Below are 18,560 nucleotides of genomic sequence, written 5' to 3'. Positions count from 1 at the left end.
GACTTGGTGACCGTCCGTGTTACCGTGGTGCCCCCTGTCGAGAACGCAGATACTACGCACCTGACACGCTTTCGTCAAATGAAAAACGCATACTTTTTAACTTTTTTTGAAATCATCAATAAAACAAGGGCTTGCCATTCGGCAAGCCCTTGTTATTCCCAACCATTCGCGCATGCTGTTGCTCAGCACCCTATGGGTATGTCCACATTAACCCAGCTCACCGAGCCCTGGAAAGATCTGCAACAGCAGACTGCTGATCACCGTCATGTTACCAAAGAAGATCAGCACTCCGATGATCACCAATAGCCCACCCGCCACAATCTCCACCTTATGCATATGCTGGCGCACCTTCTTAAAGAACACCAAAAAGCGGTTGATCGCCAAGCCTGCCAAAATGAAGGGCAGCCCCAAGCCGGCTGAATAGGCGACCAGTAAGACAATGCCCTCATGCACCGTATCTTGCCCAGCCGACAAGGCCAGAATACCCGCCAGAATCGGACCGACACAGGGGGTCCACCCAAAAGCGAAGGCCAGCCCAATGAAAAAGGCTCCCCACATACCAGGGGGCTTCCGGTCCGGGTTAAAACGCGCCTCAAAATTGAGAAAGCTGATGCGAAATAGCCCCATGAAGTGCAAACCAAAGATCACAATCAGCACACCGCCGATCTTGGAGAGATACTCCATATAGTCAAACATAAGCTGACCAAGTGCCGAAGCGGTGGCACCCAGCCCCACGAAAACCAAGGAGAAGCCCAGCACAAAAGCGAGGCTGTGCAGAGCCGCATGCATGGCAACCTTGTGGTTGCCCTGGGCCCCTGCTGCTTTCATCTCATCCACCGAGATACCGCTCATATAGCTTAAATAGGCGGGAACCAGTGGTAAGACACACGGGGAAATAAAAGAGAGAAAACCGGCACCAAAGGCGGTGAGCAGTGTAACGTCGGGCATTTATGGCTCCTGTTCAGGGGATAAAGGGTTTTGCTCCACCGACTGGGCCAGCCACTGCATATAGGCCGGCAGCCCGGCATCAATGCGGGTCAAGATAATCTCTGGAACCTCATAGGGGTGGTTCGCACAGATGGCTTCTATCAAGGCTGTTTCGCAACGGGGATGGGATTTGATCATCAATAGATGTTCGCTTTGGTGTTCCACCTTACCCAGCCACCGATAGGTGGACCGCCCTTGGGGCAGTGTGTGCACACAAGCGGCCAGCTTCTGTTCCACCAGCCGTTGACTGAGGGTATTGGCAGAAGCCTGATCTGGGACCGAACACCAGACGATTATACCTTGTGCTGTGCTCATCGCCATCCCCCCCTTGGTGAACCAGCTACTTTATAGCCGCGGTTTAAGCCAGTTTTCCAAGTCTCTGTAGTGAAGCTGTCCTGTATGGGTTTTAACGATTTTCCCGTCTCTGTCAATAAGAAGGCTCATGGGTAGGGCAAACACCCCACCCATCTCTTGGCTTAACTGCTGGATCTTACCTGGGTCATCCTTAATCACCGGATAGTTGATGCGCTTGCGTTGCACAAACGCTTTTAAGCTCGCGGTGTCGGCGCGATCTTGAAACAGAATACCCACGACCTGAAAGCCCTTATCGCCAAAATCATTTTGTGCCTGCACCAACTCCGGTATCTCTGCCAAACATGGGGGACACCAGGAGGCCCAAAAGTTGACCAACAGCAGCTTGCCCTTAAAGTCGCCCAACGTGAGGGTTTCCTCACCAAGGGTGGTTAAGGGGTGCTGCAACCAAGCAGGCTGTGAGGGGGTCGCAGAGGCAGCTGGCTCTGGGCTAGCTGTCGAGGGAGGCGGAGCCTCTTTGAGCAGCGTGACCAGTGCGATACCGATGCAAGCAAGCACAAACAGCGTGAATAAGAGGGTACGGCGCATGGGCAGATCACCTGAATGTAAGAAGCCAAAACAAGACCGGCAGCTGCGGTTGGCGGTAGGCCATCATGCCGCTTTACCGCCCAAATTACCAGATCGGTTTGCCCGTGCCCGGCAAACCCAACCGTGGCCATTTCTCTGAAACACGGTCGATGGTCGGTTGATCCATACGTAGCACCCGCCCCCACTCTCGCTGGGTCTCTCCCGGCCATTTATGGGTGGCATCCATGACAAAACCGCCGTGAATCTCATCCCGATAGAGATCTCGTCCGGCATCACTGCGGGTGGATACCACCCACCATAGATCATCCCACAGGGTCACATCCACATCTTCATCCATCAGCCAAATCTGCCGTGGGGCGCCCGGATGCCACGCCGCAAGCAGCTGTTTGGCCAGGGTGCCACTCTGCCCCGCAGCGGTTTTGTGCATGCTCACCACCGCCATGGCACACGCCGCACGTAGATGGATCTGCACAATCTCCCCTGCATGGCGCTGCTGCGCGGCCTCGGCCCACTGCTGCAACGCCTCGGCCTCGGGCCATACAGCGGGATGGGGCACCACCTGCAACTCCGCACCGCTCTTACGGGTGGCATCCAGCCCCAATTTACCCCCTAAGCCCGCCACCGGTGAGGCAAAATCCAGATAGTCAATGGGCGTATTGGTAAGCTGTTGCAGATCTCGCCGGGCATCCACATGCCGCCCCACGGCGGCCATAACCGCATCCCAGTTATGACAATCCACGCTGCTATCCACGACAATGAGATACTTGGTGTAGAGAAATTGCCGCAAAAATCCCCAGACCCCCGCCATCATACGGAAAGCATGCCCTGCATACTGTTTGTTAATAGCGATCACCGCCACCCGGTAGGAGCAGGCTTCGGCAGGTAAATGAAAGGCGCTGATCTCCGGAAACTGCTTTTTCAATAAGGGTACAAACACCCGATTAAGCGCCAACGCCAACACCGAAGGTTCGTCGGGTGGGCGGCCTGTGTGGGTGGAAAGATAGATTGCATTGCGCCGCATGCTGATGCGTTGCACGGTAAAGACGGGAAAACGCTCCACCTCATTATAGTAACCGGTGTGGTCTCCGTAGGGACCTTCATCGGCCAAATCGTTTAAATCGACCGTGCCCTCCAGCACAATCTCCGCTGAATAGGGAATGGGCAGACCGCTCTCCTGACCCGTCACCACCGTTACGCTCTGCTCCATTAACAACCCGGCAAAGGCGTACTCGGAGAGGGTATCTGGCACCGGCGTAACCGCCGCCAGTATGGTACCAGGATCACAACCAATGGCGACCGCTACCGGCATCGGTTTGCGATAGCTGCGGCTGTGCTGAGCCCCACCCCGATGCTTTAACCAACGCATGATCAAGCGGTTTTTACCCAGCAACTGCATACGGTAGATGCCCAGATTAACCGCCCCTTGATCGGCACCACGGGTAATCACCACCGGCCACGTAATCAGTGGGGCCACATCCCCCGGCCAGCACCCTTGAATGGGTAAACGGGTTAAATCCACCGCCGCACCCTGGTACACCACCTGCTGCCATGGCGCACTTTTTTTACTGCGGGTCGGCATGTGCCGTACCGAGGAGAGCTTACGCGCCGTGCCCAACAGACCACCGACCCCCCCCGTGGGCGGATCGGGCTGGCGCAAATAGGCCAGTAATTCACCCAGCTCCTCTAATTGGTGCAGATCGGCCCCAATGGCCAAACCGACCCGCCGCTCTGTGCCAAACAGATTGTTGAGCACCGGCATCGCATAACCGCTTACCCGCTCATAGAGTACCGCAGGCCCCTGCTCGGCCAATAACCGCGTCGAGATCTCGGTCATCTCTAGGTGGGGGTCAACCTCTTCACGGATGCGCACCAGCTCACCTTGTGATTCTAAAAAATCACAAAAACTGGAAAGATCTTTAAAATGTTTGGGATCGTGACCCATGGGAATCTACCCAGCTTATTGGCAAAGGGTGGTTATCGCCGATGGCGTGTACCACCGGGGTGGTACCAAAAATAGGCACGCGACACCCTACATACCACCGCTTACACCATAAAGGAACACATGCGCGGCGATGACCCAGCTTGTCGGGTGCGTGAGGGAGAGGCGCTATTCCGATTTGGGGGGTAGATTAACCCGCACCACCACGGTATTACCTGGATCGTGATACTCCAAACGATCAAAACTCAACATTTTCGCCATGGCAATACCCCGCCCATGACTGTCAAAGGCCCGTGCTTGGTCAAACTCTAAAAATCCACGCCAATCAAACCCGTTGCCCTCATCCTGAATAAGAATCTCCAACCGATCCTCACTCTTAGTAAAGCGAATGCGCCCCCACTTTTGGCAATTTTCTGGTAGGGATTGACGACGATGCACCTCCTGCCACCAATCATCACGATTTTTTAAGAGCCGGGATTTATCTTCATAGGTAATGCCCAGATTGCCATGCTCCACCGCATTGATCAGCAGCTCCGACAACCCCAACACCACCCGTTCTGGATCGGGACAGCTATGGGAGAGCAACGCGGCCAAATCCTGAGCCTGCTTAATGGTCTGAAAGCGAAACTGCCCCGAATCCATCAAGCGCATGCTCAAAACGGAATCCACTGCCTTATCTTGGGCTTCGCGGGACCGATCACGGATTGCTCGGTAGTTGTTGTAGTCATCCACAGCGGTCCGCACAATGGCGCGCAGCATCTCTTTACGGTAGGGTTTGGTCAAATAGTAGTGCGCTCCGCCCTCCAACCCCTCCACGATCTCCTCTTGCGAAGCCTTGGCGGTCTGCATAATCACCGGCACCATACGCAGCTCATCATGCTGCTTCATACGGGCCAACACCTCCATACCATCCATGCGGGGCATCATACGGTCTAATAATAGGGCGTGAAAATTTAAGGGGTTTTTCTCCAGCAGTTCCCACGCCTCTTGCCCATCGCGGGCAATGCAGAGACGGTAGCCCTCATCACGCAGATATTCAGAAAGGATTTCCAAATTGATGGGTTGATCATCCACCAACAGGATTTGAGCTTTGCTCATCGTCACCATCCCAAAATAATAGATCCATCCCTTTTGCCGTTACCAATCCAATGACAACCACGCTGCAACAGGCTAAGAAAGGACAAAAGAGGTAAAAAGATTCATAGGTTAAGCGCCAAATAGAGCCAAATTTCCAAACACTTCGTCGGTTGCCAACGGCTTTGCGTGCCACCATTTTAGGCTGCTACTTTTGCAGCAAACAGACTGCTTTGCACTGTTATAGACGGCATACCCTACCAAACATCCTACCCGTTCATAACCATAACGCAAGGCTAGAAAACCCCCTACATCATGGTGTGCAATTATGCACACACCAAATTGCAGTTATCCCGTCATCTTTTTTACAGGGTTTGATTATCCGAGCCATAATCCGACCCCAATCAACATACCCAACCATTGGTTGCTTAAAAATGCCTCCATGAGCACCTCTGCCTGCCGACTGCGGGCATGCTGAATCTGCCACACCATATGCAAAGCGGCCCCTGCGACGGTGCCATAATAGGGCCACTGCATCTGTAACTGCCAACCGGTCACCAGCAACAGCAACACGGTGAGGACATAGAGTATCGCGACCCAAAAAAGGTCCCGTTGACCAAACAGAATGGCGGTGGATTTGACCCCAATTTTTAGATCATCCTCCCGGTCCATCATACCATAGAGGGTGTCATACCCTGCGGCCCACACCAGGGTGGTCGCAAACAGCAGCCACGCTCCAGGGGCCAACGCGCCAGCGGTGGCCGCCCAAGCCATCACCGCAGCCCAACCAAAAGCCGCTCCCATATAGAACTGGGGAATGGCCACAATGCGCTTGGTCAGCGGGTAGGTAACGGCTAAAAGGGCTCCTGCTACCGCCAACTTTAAGGTTAACAGGTTAAGCTGCAACGCCAACAGCAGCGCCACCCCCAACAACAGCACCAGCAGCACCACCGCAGCCCGTACCGAGATACGCCCCGCCGCCAAGGGGCGCTGCTTGGTCCGGGCCACATGTGGATCAAAATTTCGGTCGGCCAGATCGTTGGCCACACAGCCCGCTGAACGCATGACCCACGCACCCAGGGCAAACAGCGCCAACAAGACAGGATTGGGCGGTGCCGGATGCGCCGCAGCCACCACCCCCCATAGGGCCGGCCACATGAGCAGATAGGTGCCAATGGGACGATGCACCCGCATCAGCAGCAGGCTTTCCCGCAGCAGCGGCCAGGATAGGCGTTCTATCCAGTGTTCAGCCATGATCAACCGGCACAAAAAGTTCTAAAATGCGCGCATTGGGACGGCCATCCACGGTAAACAGCGAGCGCCGACACCAGAGTGGTGCTTCTCCCACCCGCTCCAGCCCCGCCACCGTTACCCGACTGATCTGCAAATGGGCCCGGTTGACCTGTGCGCCATTGGCCAGATAGAGCCCACCCAGGGGAATCTGTCCATTGCGAATGGCCACCCGCTCCGCCTGATCCAAGTGGTCCCAATCAATTTGGGAGTGGGCATAGACCAACATGGGACCGGCATGGTTGACCCAGGCATCGCGAATCAATAGGGTATGCGCCTGTAAGGCGAGGGTTTTATCCCAAAGGGCAGATAGGGGAGCTTTGGCCAAAGGCGCGGTGACCTGTTGTCGCACCGTCACATCCACAGGGTGCCCATAGCGCCCCTCTAAAAAGCGGGTCAAAGAGCCCGTATGGGTAAGCGCGGCGCACAGGTCGGCATCCGCCACCTCAGCTCGGGAGAGGGCGGTGGCCTCTTGCCACCCTTGTAACAACTGGAACCTTGGCGTCTGCATACGCCATGCTCTCCTCAACCGGTGTGAAGAACCCCCACCCGTTAGGCGGGGGACAAGGATGGCAAAAAAGTATACCCTATAATCGCCAGAAACAATGTTTACAGGTAAAAAAAGCGTGGCATACTCCCACACTTGATCTTTTATCACCATGCCATTGGGTCGCCTATGTCCACCACACCAAGACTCTATACCCCGCAACCCCTCTGCGCCGGGCAACCTGTTACCCTGGATCGGGAGGCCCAGCGCTATCTCTTGAAGGTGCTGCGCTTGGGCGAAGGAGACGCGCTCTATCTATTTAATGGCGAAGGGGGTGCTTGGTCGGCGCATATTACCCAAACCAGCGGCCCTCTACAGGTGACACCCCAACAGTTTGAGCCGGAACCGATGGCCCCCCTAAACCTCACGTTGGTGCAGGGCTTATCCCGGAGCGGCCCCATGGAGTTGGTCATTCAAAAGGGGGTAGAGTTGGGCTTGCAGCAGCTTATTCCCCTACAGAGCGCCCGCAGTGTCGCCCGCGCCAAGGGCGAGCATAAACTGGAACGCTGGCAACGTATCGCCATCGAGGCCGCAGAGCAGTGCCGCCGCAGCCGCCTGCTCCAGTTCCAGCCCGTGTGCGATTGGTCTCAGTTGGCGGGGTCTCTGCCGGAGCAGGGACCCCGCATCCTTTTTTGGGAAGATCACCGTCACCACACACCTAGCCTGCGCCAGTGGGCAGCGACCCTGGAACAAGCCCCGACCCAGATCACTCTGCTCATTGGTCCCGAGGGGGGGTTAAGCGCCGAAGAAGTGACCCATGCAACCACCAATTTGGGGTTTCAAACCTGTAGTTTGGGTCCACGGGTACTGCGTACGGAAACCGCTGCCCTGGCCGCCATCACGGCCCTACAGGCCCTGCTGGGAGATATGGCATGAGCCGTACCTGGTCGACCCTGCTCTTACTCGTCAGCCTGCTGCTGAGTGGCTGTAGCGAGAAGGTGGAGAACACCACGCAGTTACGTATGGGCACCTGGGTGAGCATCTCCACCCTTGGCCAACATGGTGCTGCGGTGGAGGCTGCCTTTGCCGAGATGGGCCGCCTGGAAAAAGCCCTTAGCAGCCACGACCCAAACAGCCCCATTTCGCGCATCAATCAGGGTTCGGTCAACCAGTGGCACCCCTTGGATGATGAAACCGCGCAGCTGCTGGAACGCGGATTAATCATTCAAAAAGCCTCCCTTAACCGCTTTCACATGGGGCTCTATCACCTCTCCCAACTCTGGGGTTTTATGTCAGAAACCCCCCTCTCGCAGCCCCCGGCGCTTCCCCTGCGGGAGATGTGGCGTCAGCAAGCCACCCCCAACCTAGAACACGCCTTTAGCCTGAGCAAACAGCCGGATACCACCACCCTACGCATCAACAACCCCGCCTTTGGCCTGGATCTGGGGGCCATTGCCAAAGGGTATGCCATCGACCGAGCCATCGCTGTGCTCAGGGCTCATGGGGTAGAGAACGCCATTGTCAATGCGGGGGGGGATCTGCGGGTCATTGGCTCCAAGTTTGGCCAACCTTGGCGTATTGGTATCCAAGACCCCACCGATAAAGAGCGGGTCATCGCACGCAGCGATCTACAGGGGGATCGTGCCATGGTCACTTCTGGCGACTATGAACGCTTTTTTATCTATCAAGGACGCCGCTACCACCACATCCTTGACCCCATGAGCGGGGAACCCGCCGATTATGGTTGGCGTTCGGTCTCCGTCCAAGCGGCTGATGCTGAAACCGCCGATGCCCTCTCCACGGCTCTGTTTACCATGGATTTGGCGCAGGGTAAGCGGCTGCTCGAACAGTTCCCCGGCTGTCAGGCACTCTGGGTGGATCAACAGGGGGAGCACCAGCAGAGCGAAGGGTTTATCGGCCAATGGCTCACCCCCTCTTAACCTCCCTAAGCTGGATACGTCGGGCTACCACCCCCACCGATGGGTTGATCGCATTTTCTACGCTGGGGATGATTCTCTATTTTTTGGTTGCTGCATCGAGCCAGGGGACCGACCGCTTGGAGATCTATAAGGAGAACCAACTGCTTCAGAGCCTCTCCCTGAATCAAACCACGGAGATTCAGGTGGCCGGACGTCTCGGACCGGTCACCATTGAGATAAAGCCCGGCGCGGCCCGTCTGCGTGAGTTTGACTCACCCCGCATGATCGGTACCCGTAGCGGTTGGATTCGTGGCGGGGGCGAGATGGCCATCTGCCTGCCTTGTGGCCTCTTTATTCGCATTCCAGCCCGCCAAACGCCACCCCATGGCTTGGATGCGGTGGCACAATGAAAACCTCCCTCACCCCCCTACGGCGGGATCTGCTGATTGGCTATCTGGCCGTGGCCGCCGTAGCCGCCCATATGTTAGAAGCCACCCTGCCCGGTTTGGGCCCCTGGTTTAAACCGGGGCTGGCCAATGTTTTTACGGTGGTCGCCTTTTTTTACCTGGATCGTGAGGCGGCCATTTGGGTGGCGCTCATACGGGTGTTGGGGGGGTCGCTGGCCATGGGGGCCTTTCTTACCCCCAGTTTTTTCCTCAGTGGGGCAGGTATGTTGGGGGCCATTGTGGTCATGCTGCTGCCTCCGCTACCGGGTATGGGAGCGGTGGGTCTCTCTATTCTGATGGCGCTGGCCCATATGTGCGCCCAAGTTGCTGCCGCCCATCTTCTGTTTGTACAACACAGTGGCCTCTTTTATCTGCTCCCCTGGTTTCTTCTCGGGGCATGGTGTACGGGCTGGTTCAATGGTGTGTTGGCCCATGGACTGCTGCACACCCTGCGCCAGCATAAGGTTTAAACGCAATGACCCTGCCCCATCTGCCCGCCGATCTGGCTCAACGTCTGCTGGCCTACTATGATGAATATGGACGGGATCTGCCCTGGCGTCAGCAGCAGGATCTCTACCGCATCTGGCTCTCAGAAATCATGTTGCAGCAGACTGGGGTGAAGACGGTTATGCCCTATTATGAAAAGTTTTTATCCCATTTTCCCAGCATTACACAGCTTGCAGCGGCCTCCCAGGAGCAGGTGTTGGCCCAGTGGCAGGGCTTGGGTTACTATCGCCGGGCCCGCATGCTGCACCAAGCGGCGCAACAGGTGGTGCAACAGCATGGTGGCCTTTTTCCTGAAGAGATAACCCAAGTGCAGGCGCTACCAGGCATCGGTCCCAGCACCGCAGCGGCCATTTTAGCCATCGGGCGGAACCAAGCCCACACCATTTTGGATGGCAATGTGATGCGGGTTTTGGCCCGCTTGCTAACGCTGGAGCTGCCCGTGGATAGCACCCCTGGCAAACAGCGGTTGTGGCAGGTAGCCCGCCAGCTTACCTCTCAGCAGCGCCCCGGTGATTATGCACAGGCAATCATGGATCTTGGGGCAACCCTCTGCACCCGTAGTCAACCGGCCTGCTCACGTTGCCCCTGGGGCGGCGCCTGCGCGGCGCGACAACACGGTAGCTGGGCAGAATACCCAAAAAAGCGGGAGAAAAAACCAAAACCCCACCACTACCAATGCATGTGGGTGTTACTCGATACACAGCAGCGCATCTTTTTACGTAAACGCCCCCTAGAAGGGCTGTTAGGAGGCCTGTGGGAACCCCTCGGCGAGCCTCTACTCGAAACCCCGCCCCTGGGTAATTTGGTACAGCGGGCCAGCCATCACTTGACCGCCTTGGGGATCCAGGGCCAGCCGCTGCTTGAGGCGCAGCCGGTCGATCATATCTTTACCCATTTCCGCCTGACGGTTTATCCTATTCTGGTGGTGGCGGCCAGCGGTGCGCCCATACTCAACGATGCCAACTGGTGGCCCCTTGCTCAACTGGATCAGCGCCCCATCGCCACCTTGCATCGAAAAGTGAATGAGAACGCTGTGGGTCTGGTGGAGCTTAGCCTAAATGGATAGGATAGAGTGTGATCGACGCCCCTTTATTTTAGGCTAGGCAGAAAACATAAAGGAAATCAAATCATGGCAGTTGTTGCGCACTATGCCGGGGAACACTATGCGGAACAAATTCTGTTTCGTAACATTCACTGGGAAGAGCTGGCATCGGTTTTATGCACATGTCCTGTAAAATCTATGCAGCCAGGAGAGGTTTTACTGGATCCAAAACACCCCAATGAAACCATCTATTTGGTTATTGAAGGGCGTTTAAGCATCCACTTAAAAGATTTGGAGACCCCCCCCATCGCCTCCATTGGGCAGGGTAGTTTTGTTGGTGAGCTCTCTATTATGGATGAGAAATACCCCACGGCTTTTGTGGTGGTGGAGCATCCCAGTCAGCTGCTGATGCTCTCTAGGGTTCACCTGAAGCAACTTATTGATTGCAGCAGTACCTTTGTATTTAATCTGCTGCAAGTTTTTTCGCATCGTATGCGGTTTAGTACCGAGGCACTCATTGAGAGTCATTTTGTGCGCACGGTACCTGATATTATTTATCGTTTGGATGCCCAAGGACATTTTATTTATCTTAATGAATCCATTGAGAAACTTGGTTATACCATGCAGGAGTTACTGAGCCAGCATTTTAGTGTACTGGTCAGTGTGGAGGATCTGGATTCGGTTAGTTTTGATTCGGTGGTGGTCCGTCATCCGCAAGCAACACCCTCATCAGGCACGGGCGTACAGCCTAAACTGTTTGATGAACGGCGCTCTGGTGATCGCAAAACCACGGGGTTGGAGTTAAAGCTTTGTACCCGTGATACAGAATCTACTCAGCGATCCATTATTCATGCGGAGGTGAGCTGTACGGGTATTCAGGTCGAGTCGTTGGTTTCGGGTGTGCGGGATTATCATGGCACCATTGGTATTATTCGGGATGTGACCGAGCGCAAGCAGTTTATGACCCAGTTGAGTGAGCAGAAGGCGCAAATGGAGGCGATTTTTAATACCATTGCCGATGCGCTCTTGGTGACGGATGTGTATGGCATTATTCAGTCGGCGAACCATTCGGCCAGTGAGATTTTTGGATATTCGCAAGGGGAGCTGTTGGGATGTTCCATAGGTATGTTGTTGGAGGCCGAGCAGCATGAAGATGCGGTTGTAAGTCGTTGGACGGCGTTGGCAGGGCATCGTAAGGAGGTTAAGGTACGCCGCAAGGGTGAACAGATTTTTGAAGCGGAGATGTCGGTTTCACAGGTTTTTCTGGAAGATCGCATTTTGTATACTGGGATTATTCGCGACATTACTGAGCGCAAGGAGGCGGAGCGGCGCATTACCTATCAGGCCAATTATGATGCTTTGACGGGTATACCCAACCGCAGTTATTTCCAACAGTTGCTTAATCAATCCATACAACGGGCGGCGGCGGAAGGCAAACGGTTAGCGATTATATTTATTGATTTGGATCGGTTTAAGTGGGTAAACGACAATTTGGGACATGGTGCAGGGGATGAGTTATTGAGGTTATCGTCGAAGCGGGCGGCCAGTTGTTTGAAGGGGCGGGATACGGTGGCGCGTTTGGGAGGGGATGAATTTGTTGCGATTCTGGAGCATGTTGGGGATACGGAGCAGGCATTTGCGGTGTCCAAGCGGGTATTGGAGAGTTTAAACCGGCCCTTTATGTTGGATGGCAAGGAGGTTTACATCTCGGGGTCGATGGGGGTTGCGATTTATCCACAGGATGCGACACAGCCGGAGGAGTTATTAACCCGTGCGGATGAGGCGATGTATTGTTCTAAGCGTGCGGGACGCAATGCGTGTCATTTTGTGACGGGGGAATCTTTTCAGATGGAGAAGAAGTATTGAGGCGGCGGAGTGATTCGCGTATTTTGGGCCTTCTAAGTCCCCGTAGCTCAGCCGGATAGAGCATCAGATTCCTAATCTGAGGGCCGTGCGTTCAAATCGCGCCGGGGACACCAATAACGAATGGCTTACCTAAGCGATTGGGTAAGCCATTTTTGGGTGGGGTGTGATAATGCGGCAAACAGCATGACGTAATGAAAATCGTGGGTACCTATCATGGCCACCTCAATCCTTAAAACATAGGCACCGCACAGTGCGCCCATGCAAAAACGAAGATTTGGGTAAGGAGCCGGCCAGCCACCCACACATCGACCCTACGCAGCAATCGTGGAGCAACCCGGAATAAACCCCTGCCATAAAACTAATATATTCTATAACTCTTATATCCATGCATACTACTCTATATACTTATTATCTAATGCTTATTATTAAGTTATATTATTACCCTTAAATTAAAACTCTAAAAAAATTATACCCACTTCAAACGCTCATCGCGCTATTATGATATAAAATTGAAGGTGACGGATCAAAAATTTATAACCAAACGTAACAATATTTATCACTTAGCTCCATTTTAAAATTTGAAAATATGGAGTTAGTTGTAAATATTCTGCCCGTTGGTGCGACTAAACATCCAACATGGCATACATAAGAAGAGGTTGGGTAGATCTTAAGAAAGGTAATCGGTACTCCATGAGCAAGCTCAACGAAATCTTGATGGTTGCTGTGGTCTATTTCATAACCGCCCGGTTGGGTCAACTGCTGGCTATATCCCCGGGCAATGTAACTCCTGTATGGCTCCCTTCTGGCATCTGCTTGGCATGGGTTTTATTGCGGGGTCGGCACCTCTGGCCTGGTATCTTTTTGGGTGCTTTTGCGGGAAATATCTGGGCCTATTTTGATACAAACACTTTGTCAGCTATCCTAAAATCTATCCTGGCAGGCAGTGCAAATGGGCTGGGGGATGTCATCGCAATCGTCGGTGCCGCATGGATGATTAATACTATATCTCCCGCTACAGCCCTATTTAATAACAGCAAAAATACCACCATATTTCTTATTTATGGGGGTATCATTGGGCCATTTATTAGTGCTTCTATAGGAATTTTTGGACTATTGCTCACCGGTAATATTTTACCCAATGATGCTTTTTTTTCTCTTATTACTTGGTGGACCGGCGATGCAATGGGTGTATTATTCATTACACCTGTTATTCTTGAACTCTATCATTTAAAAAATATTCAAACCATACGACCTAACCGTGATGTTATACTGCATTTTGTTTTATTCTTATCCATCACTACCACTGTATTTTTCTTGTCTTCTAATCAAGACCCATCTATTTGGATTGTTTTTCTTGCCCCTATGTTAGTCTGGGCAACACTTAGATTTTCTCAAGTTATTTTATTTTCTGAGCTTTTTATATTATCAACCATTTCAATTGTTGCAACAGCAACACAACATGGACCTTTATTAATCCTTGATGATTTAGCCTCTACATTAATTCATCTTCAGGTGTTTTTGGGTAGTGTTGCCCTATCGGTCTTCTATCTCAACAGTGTCAACCGTGAGCTGCGCGCGTCTAAACACAACCTTGAGCTCAATGTGATTGAGCGAACCAAAGATTTACAAGTGCTCAATAGCAATCTGCTTAAAGAGATCCGTTCTCGCCAACACGCGGAAGATTCTCTTAAAGAGAGTCAAAAAGCCCTGCTCGAAGCCCAAAATATTGCCCAAGTGGGGAATTGGACATGGACAATTGAAACCAACACGCTAAGTTGGACCGATGAAATCTACCGCATTTTTGGTTTAATACCACAAGAGACGCCACCAACCTACCAAGCCTTTCTGAGCGCTATCCACCCTGAGGATCGTCTCTTTGTGCAGAATGCGGTCAACCAAGCCTTGGAACAGTTAAACACCCCCTATCAAGTCGAACATCGCATCATACGTCCTAATGGTGATCTGCGCACGGTTGTCGAACTTGGCCGTGTCGAGCGCGACCAACAAGGAACCCCCTTTCGGATGATCGGCACGGTTCAGGATATCACGGCGCGCAAACAAACGGAGGCGTTGCTACTCTCCAGTGAAATAAGATTTCGCTCTTTGTTTGATTCCATGAATGAGGGTGGTGCTTTACATGCCATGGTTTTTAATGAGCATGGAAATCCCATTGATTACCGCATCCTTGAAGTTAATAAGGCCTATACCGAAATTTTGGGTATTACCAAGGAGCAAGCGGAAGGCCGATTGGCCACAGAAATCTATGGTCAGACTTCACCTCCCTATCTTGAACTTTATAACCGTGTGGTTAAAACGGGGCAGAGCTTACGCTTTGAAACCGAATACTCCCCTATGGTCAGAAACTTTGAAATCTCCGTTTTTTCACCCGGGGAAAATCAATTTGCTACCGTTTTCACAGATATTACCGAGCGCAAAAAAACCTTACAAAAGCTCAACGGTGCTCTGGATGAACTTGAGAAAAAAAGTAATTTTCTGCAATCATTGGTGCAAAATCTTCCTGATTTGATCTGGATGAAGGATCCTGAGGGGGTGTTTCTAACCTGTAACCCTGCCTTTGAACGCTTTGTTGGTTCTCAAGAGCAGCAGATCAAAGGAAAAACAGATTATGATTTTGTTGATCAAAAACTTGCTGATTTTTTTAGAATGAATGATCTGTTAGCCATAGAGAAAGGGGGTCCGGTTATCAATCAAGAGTGGGTGACCTTTGCCGCAGATGGTCATAAAGCCCTTTTAGAAACCACAAAAACCCCCATGTTTGACAAACAAGGGCGCATTATTGGTGTATTAGGTGTCGCGCATGACATTACAGCCACCAAACAGGCTGAACAGGATTTAATCCACGCCAAGGAGAAAGCAGAGGCCGCTTACCAGGCAAAAAGTGAATTTCTTGCCACCATGAGTCACGAAATTCGCACACCCATGAATGTCATCATTGGTCTGTCTGATATTTTAATGGAAACCCCTATTGATCATGAGCAACGCGATCATCTACTACGGCTACAGAAGGCCAATAAAACACTGCTTGATTTGGTCGACTCCATCCTAGATTTGAGCCGAATTGAAGCCAACCAAATTTCATTAAAACAAGAACCCCTCAACCTGGCGCTCATGGTTGAGGAGACCATGAGCATGATGAGCATTGTCGCCGACCAAAAGGGGTTACGTCTGGAGAGTCAGGTCACCCAGGCCACCGATGATTATTGGAGCTTGGGTGATGAAAGTCGTATACGCCAGATTTTGGTTAATTTGATTGGCAACGCGGTTAAATTTACAGAAAAAGGCTCTATATGGGTAACCCTTGAGCTTTTTACAGACACCCTTGAGCGCACACTGGTACGTTTGTGCGTCAAGGATACGGGAATCGGCATCGGCCCTGAGCACCTGGAAACCATTTTTGATAAGTTTACCCAGGTCGATTCCAGCTATGCGCGTCGATATAGTGGCACGGGCTTAGGTTTGGCTATTACACGTCGCATCATTCAATTAATGGGCGGGAAAGTTTGGGTGGAAAGCAACCCATCCCAAGGGAGTCTCTTTTGCGTTGAGTTACCTTTCATCCCTGTCCAGCCTATTGCTCTCAAAGAGGATACAACCCTGCAAAATGACGTGAACAGATCAACCAACCGCCCTCTACGTATCCTCTTGGCTGAAGATTCTGAGGATAATCAGATGTTGGTACAGACCTATTTACGACGCACCCACCATGAATTAGTCATCGTCATGGATGGCCAGCAAGCGGTTGATGCGGCCTGTTCTAAACCATTTGATCTTATCCTTATGGATATTCAAATGCCTATTATGGATGGTTATCAAGCCACGGGTATAATACGTGACGATCAACACCGGCATAACAAACCTCACACCCCAATTTTAGCATTGACCGCCCATGCCCTCGATGAAGATGTCGCTAAAAGTTTGGCTGCGGGTTGTGATGGACACCTGACCAAACCCATCAGAAAGGCTAAATTTTTACAATGCATCGAGCGCTATCAACCCATTACGTTTCTGGACGAGTCTTAATAACCCAACCCTGTTAGCATGCACGGTTTAACACCCTGACCCCGTGGCACCCCATCGCACGGTAATCCCCCCATGACCCTTCACAGCCGCGCCCCTTTGCGCTTAGCCGCCAGATGTGAAGCTGTTTTTTGTCCCTGTTGAATTTTTAGTGGGTTTCCTCCCTTTGTTTATGGGACACTATCGCCATACTCCATGTTATACAGCTCTGACCTGTGTGTAAGGTATGATCACCGATCTCTTTGCCAGACTGTTTCTACCCACCCTACAGCCGGTCACACAGCTTATTGAGCCCTTGCAGCTATCGGCTGAACGGGTCTGCATGGATCTAAACTCAAGTTTCGCAGTTCGTTGACCGATCAATTGGACTGATATTTGCCAACCAAGTCAAGGGCAAAGCTGCCTCGTGTATGCTATAATTCTGGTGTCGAATCAGTCAGATAGCTCAGGGACGAGGCCAGCTTCATGAATCAGCATAACAGGGAACAGGCTACTGTGCCTACCCCCATGATTGACGAGATCAAAACCCAATCCTTTGGAGTATTCGGCGTAGATAACGCTATCGTCGATTTTCTCCAGGAAATTGGCTTCCAGGCGATATTCAATCGGCGCGGATGGAGCAAACGAACGGGGAAGGATCTTCCGACGCTGATCATGTTACTGATCCTGCATCCTCTGTTGAAGGTGCCATCCATTCACCTTTTTTGCCGCGACCACTTTCTGTCGGTCTTCGCGGTAGGCAAGGATACCTTCTACCGGTTGCTCCAACGCCAATTTCCATGGCGGAATGCGCATTGGGCGCTAATCAAAAAGTTACTACCCCAGTGGCGAACGCTGGATCTCGGCCCCGGCTACCTTGTTGCCGATACCACCGTCAAAGAGAAGCGTGGTGATCGTATTGAAGGTGTTTGCTGGCATCATGACCACAATACCGGCCGCTCAGTTGCAGGTTTTGAAGCAGCCCACTTGGTCTGGGTTAACAAGCAGGGAACCTTGCCACTGGATGCCGCTTTGCGTTTTTCAAAGCGGCCTCTGATCAGCAATCTGCTCCACATCCTCAGTTACCGGTTCGATTGTCGCTCACATCTTGGACGGCGTTACCGTGAGGCGGCCAAGATGTCTAAGCTTGATCAGACTGTCGACATGGTTGCCAGAGCCATTCAAGCTGGGATTCCGGCCCAGTATTTTCTCGCCGATGCTTGGTACTCATCGGTTAAGTTCGTCAAGAAAATCCTGGATCTGGGCGTGGTCCCCCTGATCCGATGGAAGCGCAACAACACCAAGTTCCTATTCCAGGGCGAGAGACTGACCAGTGCCGAACTTTACACCCGGTTTGCCAAGGGCAAGATCAGGAAAGCTAAGGGGTCCAAGCGCTTCAAAGGAACCTTCCTAGATGCAGAGCACCCCGAAATCGGCCTTATACGTCTGTTCTTCGTCCGGCTGATCGATCCGAAAACCGGCTCGAAGGAGTGGGCCGTCTTTCTGACCACAGACCGGTCAATGGGGCTGTCAAATATGATCGAGCACTACGCCAACCGCTGGGGAATCGAAGTTTTCTACAAGGAATCCAAACAGCACCTTGGTTTCCTTAATGAATCCGTCCGATCCTTCGAAGCAGTCATCGCCTGCCTACACCTAGCTGCCATGCGCCATGCTGTTCTCTCCAGCATGGTGGCGATCAAAGGCAGCCAGCGGGATCAACTCGCCCACAATCTGGCCGCTTTGACCTATGCCCGAAAGCTCTGGCATACCTTCCGCGCCATCTTCAATGATGCCCTTGGCCGAACATCCATTCTTGAAAATCACCAAAAAAACGAGGTAATTGAACTCTTTGAACAGGAGGTCGAGGCTTGGCTCAGCAAGGCATTGATGCTCGATCCCCTTGGTTCACAACGTCAAATTCTGGCCGAAACGAACTGCGAAACTTGAGATCTAAACACACTCCCCCTTCAACTCACGCTCGGCCCTCATCTCGGCGCGATCCTTGTCGTACTGGAACCCTCAACCAACGACGATCAGCCTACGTGCGTTAAACTTATCAATAAAAATCGCCACCTCACGCAAG

The 18,560-nt window shown here is 52.5% G+C and carries 16 protein-coding genes and 1 tRNA gene; 10 read left to right on the top strand and 7 right to left on the bottom strand.

The window, feature by feature from the left end; all coding sequences use genetic code 11:
• Positions 1-207: 207 nt before the first annotated feature.
• The 7 genes from MMC1_RS01275 to MMC1_RS01245 form a co-directional block, all read right to left on the bottom strand.
• A complete protein-coding gene (locus tag MMC1_RS01275; protein WP_011711944.1) occupies positions 208-948 on the bottom strand; it encodes a cytochrome c biogenesis CcdA family protein in 741 nt (246 codons plus the stop codon).
• Complete coding sequence (gene cutA / locus MMC1_RS01270; protein WP_011711943.1) at positions 949-1,302, bottom strand: divalent-cation tolerance protein CutA; 354 nt, start codon at positions 1,300-1,302, stop codon at positions 949-951.
• A 30-nt stretch (positions 1,303-1,332) separates the two neighbouring features.
• A complete protein-coding gene (locus MMC1_RS01265) occupies positions 1,333-1,887 on the bottom strand; it encodes a TlpA disulfide reductase family protein (RefSeq protein ID WP_011711942.1) in 555 nt (184 codons plus the stop codon).
• Between the two features lie 85 nt (positions 1,888-1,972).
• Complete coding sequence (locus MMC1_RS01260) at positions 1,973-3,829, bottom strand: UbiD family decarboxylase (RefSeq protein WP_011711941.1); 1,857 nt, start codon at positions 3,827-3,829, stop codon at positions 1,973-1,975.
• Positions 3,830-3,994: 165 nt separating this feature from the next.
• Positions 3,995-4,924: a response regulator gene (locus tag MMC1_RS01255; protein WP_011711940.1), complete on the bottom strand. Its 930-nt coding sequence runs from the start codon at positions 4,922-4,924 to the stop codon at positions 3,995-3,997.
• A gap of 354 nt (positions 4,925-5,278) precedes the next feature.
• Positions 5,279-6,154, bottom strand: a complete 876-nt coding sequence (ubiA, locus tag MMC1_RS01250) for a 4-hydroxybenzoate octaprenyltransferase (protein ID WP_011711939.1) — start codon at positions 6,152-6,154, stop codon at positions 5,279-5,281.
• Positions 6,147-6,701 carry a chorismate--pyruvate lyase family protein gene (locus MMC1_RS01245; RefSeq protein ID WP_011711938.1) on the bottom strand — a complete coding sequence of 185 codons (555 nt, stop codon included), beginning with the start codon at positions 6,699-6,701 and terminating at the stop codon, positions 6,147-6,149. The genes ubiA and MMC1_RS01245 overlap by 8 nt, the downstream gene beginning before the upstream one ends.
• A 165-nt stretch (positions 6,702-6,866) precedes the next feature.
• Between MMC1_RS01245 and MMC1_RS01240 the strand changes: the two genes are divergently transcribed.
• From MMC1_RS01240 to MMC1_RS01200, 10 genes are all read left to right on the top strand, one after another.
• Positions 6,867-7,613 carry a 16S rRNA (uracil(1498)-N(3))-methyltransferase gene (locus tag MMC1_RS01240; RefSeq protein WP_011711937.1) on the top strand — a complete coding sequence of 249 codons (747 nt, stop codon included), beginning with the start codon at positions 6,867-6,869 and terminating at the stop codon, positions 7,611-7,613.
• Positions 7,610-8,617, top strand: coding sequence for an FAD:protein FMN transferase (locus tag MMC1_RS01235; RefSeq protein ID WP_011711936.1), 1,008 nt, complete (start codon positions 7,610-7,612; stop codon positions 8,615-8,617). The genes MMC1_RS01240 and MMC1_RS01235 overlap by 4 nt, the downstream gene beginning before the upstream one ends.
• A complete protein-coding gene (locus MMC1_RS01230; protein ID WP_011711935.1) occupies positions 8,599-9,006 on the top strand; it encodes a NusG domain II-containing protein in 408 nt (135 codons plus the stop codon). The genes MMC1_RS01235 and MMC1_RS01230 overlap by 19 nt, the downstream gene beginning before the upstream one ends.
• A complete protein-coding gene (locus tag MMC1_RS01225) occupies positions 9,003-9,512 on the top strand; it encodes a Gx transporter family protein (protein WP_011711934.1) in 510 nt (169 codons plus the stop codon). The genes MMC1_RS01230 and MMC1_RS01225 overlap by 4 nt, the downstream gene beginning before the upstream one ends.
• Positions 9,513-9,517: 5 nt before the next feature.
• On the top strand, positions 9,518-10,615 hold the full coding sequence (mutY, locus tag MMC1_RS01220; protein ID WP_011711933.1) for an A/G-specific adenine glycosylase: 1,098 nt from the start codon (positions 9,518-9,520) through the stop codon (positions 10,613-10,615).
• 63 nt (positions 10,616-10,678) lie between these two features.
• Entirely contained in the window at positions 10,679-12,457 is a 1,779-nt protein-coding gene (locus MMC1_RS19420; protein WP_011711932.1) for a diguanylate cyclase domain-containing protein, read from the top strand.
• 36 nt (positions 12,458-12,493) lie between these two features.
• Positions 12,494-12,570: transfer RNA gene (locus tag MMC1_RS01210), tRNA-Arg, on the top strand.
• Positions 12,571-13,147: 577 nt separating this feature from the next.
• Positions 13,148-16,498, top strand: a complete 3,351-nt coding sequence (locus tag MMC1_RS19415) for a PAS domain S-box protein (RefSeq protein WP_011711931.1) — start codon at positions 13,148-13,150, stop codon at positions 16,496-16,498.
• A 223-nt stretch (positions 16,499-16,721) separates the two neighbouring features.
• Positions 16,722-16,850, top strand: a complete 129-nt coding sequence (locus tag MMC1_RS22335) for a hypothetical protein (protein ID WP_265101284.1) — start codon at positions 16,722-16,724, stop codon at positions 16,848-16,850.
• Positions 16,851-16,960: 110 nt separating this feature from the next.
• Positions 16,961-18,424 carry an IS4-like element ISMasp2 family transposase gene (locus tag MMC1_RS01200; protein ID WP_011711719.1) on the top strand — a complete coding sequence of 488 codons (1,464 nt, stop codon included), beginning with the start codon at positions 16,961-16,963 and terminating at the stop codon, positions 18,422-18,424.
• Positions 18,425-18,560 lie beyond the last annotated feature (136 nt).

Origin of the sequence: Magnetococcus marinus MC-1 (assembly GCF_000014865.1) — a bacterium.
Classification (GTDB): Bacteria; Pseudomonadota; Magnetococcia; order Magnetococcales; family Magnetococcaceae; genus Magnetococcus; species Magnetococcus marinus.
Note: the sequence above shows the minus strand (reverse complement) of the source record. Positions and strands in the feature narration are given on the sequence as shown.

Bases quoted from the DNA above. Each gene is read 5' to 3' on its own strand.
- MMC1_RS22335 (WP_265101284.1), top strand. From the start codon at position 16,722: ATGATCACCGATCTCTTTGCCAGACTGTTTCTACCCACCCTACAGCCG.
- MMC1_RS01235 (WP_011711936.1), top strand. From the start codon at position 7,610: ATGAGCCGTACCTGGTCGACCCTGCTCTTACTCGTCAGCCTGCTGCTG.
- MMC1_RS01260 (WP_011711941.1), bottom strand. From the start codon at position 3,829: ATGGGTCACGATCCCAAACATTTTAAAGATCTTTCCAGTTTTTGTGAT.
- MMC1_RS01200 (WP_011711719.1), top strand. From the start codon at position 16,961: ATGAATCAGCATAACAGGGAACAGGCTACTGTGCCTACCCCCATGATT.
- MMC1_RS01265 (WP_011711942.1), bottom strand. From the start codon at position 1,887: ATGCGCCGTACCCTCTTATTCACGCTGTTTGTGCTTGCTTGCATCGGT.
- cutA (WP_011711943.1), bottom strand. From the start codon at position 1,302: ATGAGCACAGCACAAGGTATAATCGTCTGGTGTTCGGTCCCAGATCAG.
- MMC1_RS19420 (WP_011711932.1), top strand. From the start codon at position 10,679: ATGGCAGTTGTTGCGCACTATGCCGGGGAACACTATGCGGAACAAATT.
- MMC1_RS01225 (WP_011711934.1), top strand. From the start codon at position 9,003: ATGAAAACCTCCCTCACCCCCCTACGGCGGGATCTGCTGATTGGCTAT.
- MMC1_RS01275 (WP_011711944.1), bottom strand. From the start codon at position 948: ATGCCCGACGTTACACTGCTCACCGCCTTTGGTGCCGGTTTTCTCTCT.
- MMC1_RS19415 (WP_011711931.1), top strand. From the start codon at position 13,148: ATGAGCAAGCTCAACGAAATCTTGATGGTTGCTGTGGTCTATTTCATA.
- MMC1_RS01255 (WP_011711940.1), bottom strand. From the start codon at position 4,924: ATGAGCAAAGCTCAAATCCTGTTGGTGGATGATCAACCCATCAATTTG.
- MMC1_RS01245 (WP_011711938.1), bottom strand. From the start codon at position 6,701: ATGCAGACGCCAAGGTTCCAGTTGTTACAAGGGTGGCAAGAGGCCACC.
- ubiA (WP_011711939.1), bottom strand. From the start codon at position 6,154: ATGGCTGAACACTGGATAGAACGCCTATCCTGGCCGCTGCTGCGGGAA.
- MMC1_RS01230 (WP_011711935.1), top strand. From the start codon at position 8,599: ATGGCTCACCCCCTCTTAACCTCCCTAAGCTGGATACGTCGGGCTACC.
- MMC1_RS01240 (WP_011711937.1), top strand. From the start codon at position 6,867: ATGTCCACCACACCAAGACTCTATACCCCGCAACCCCTCTGCGCCGGG.
- mutY (WP_011711933.1), top strand. From the start codon at position 9,518: ATGACCCTGCCCCATCTGCCCGCCGATCTGGCTCAACGTCTGCTGGCC.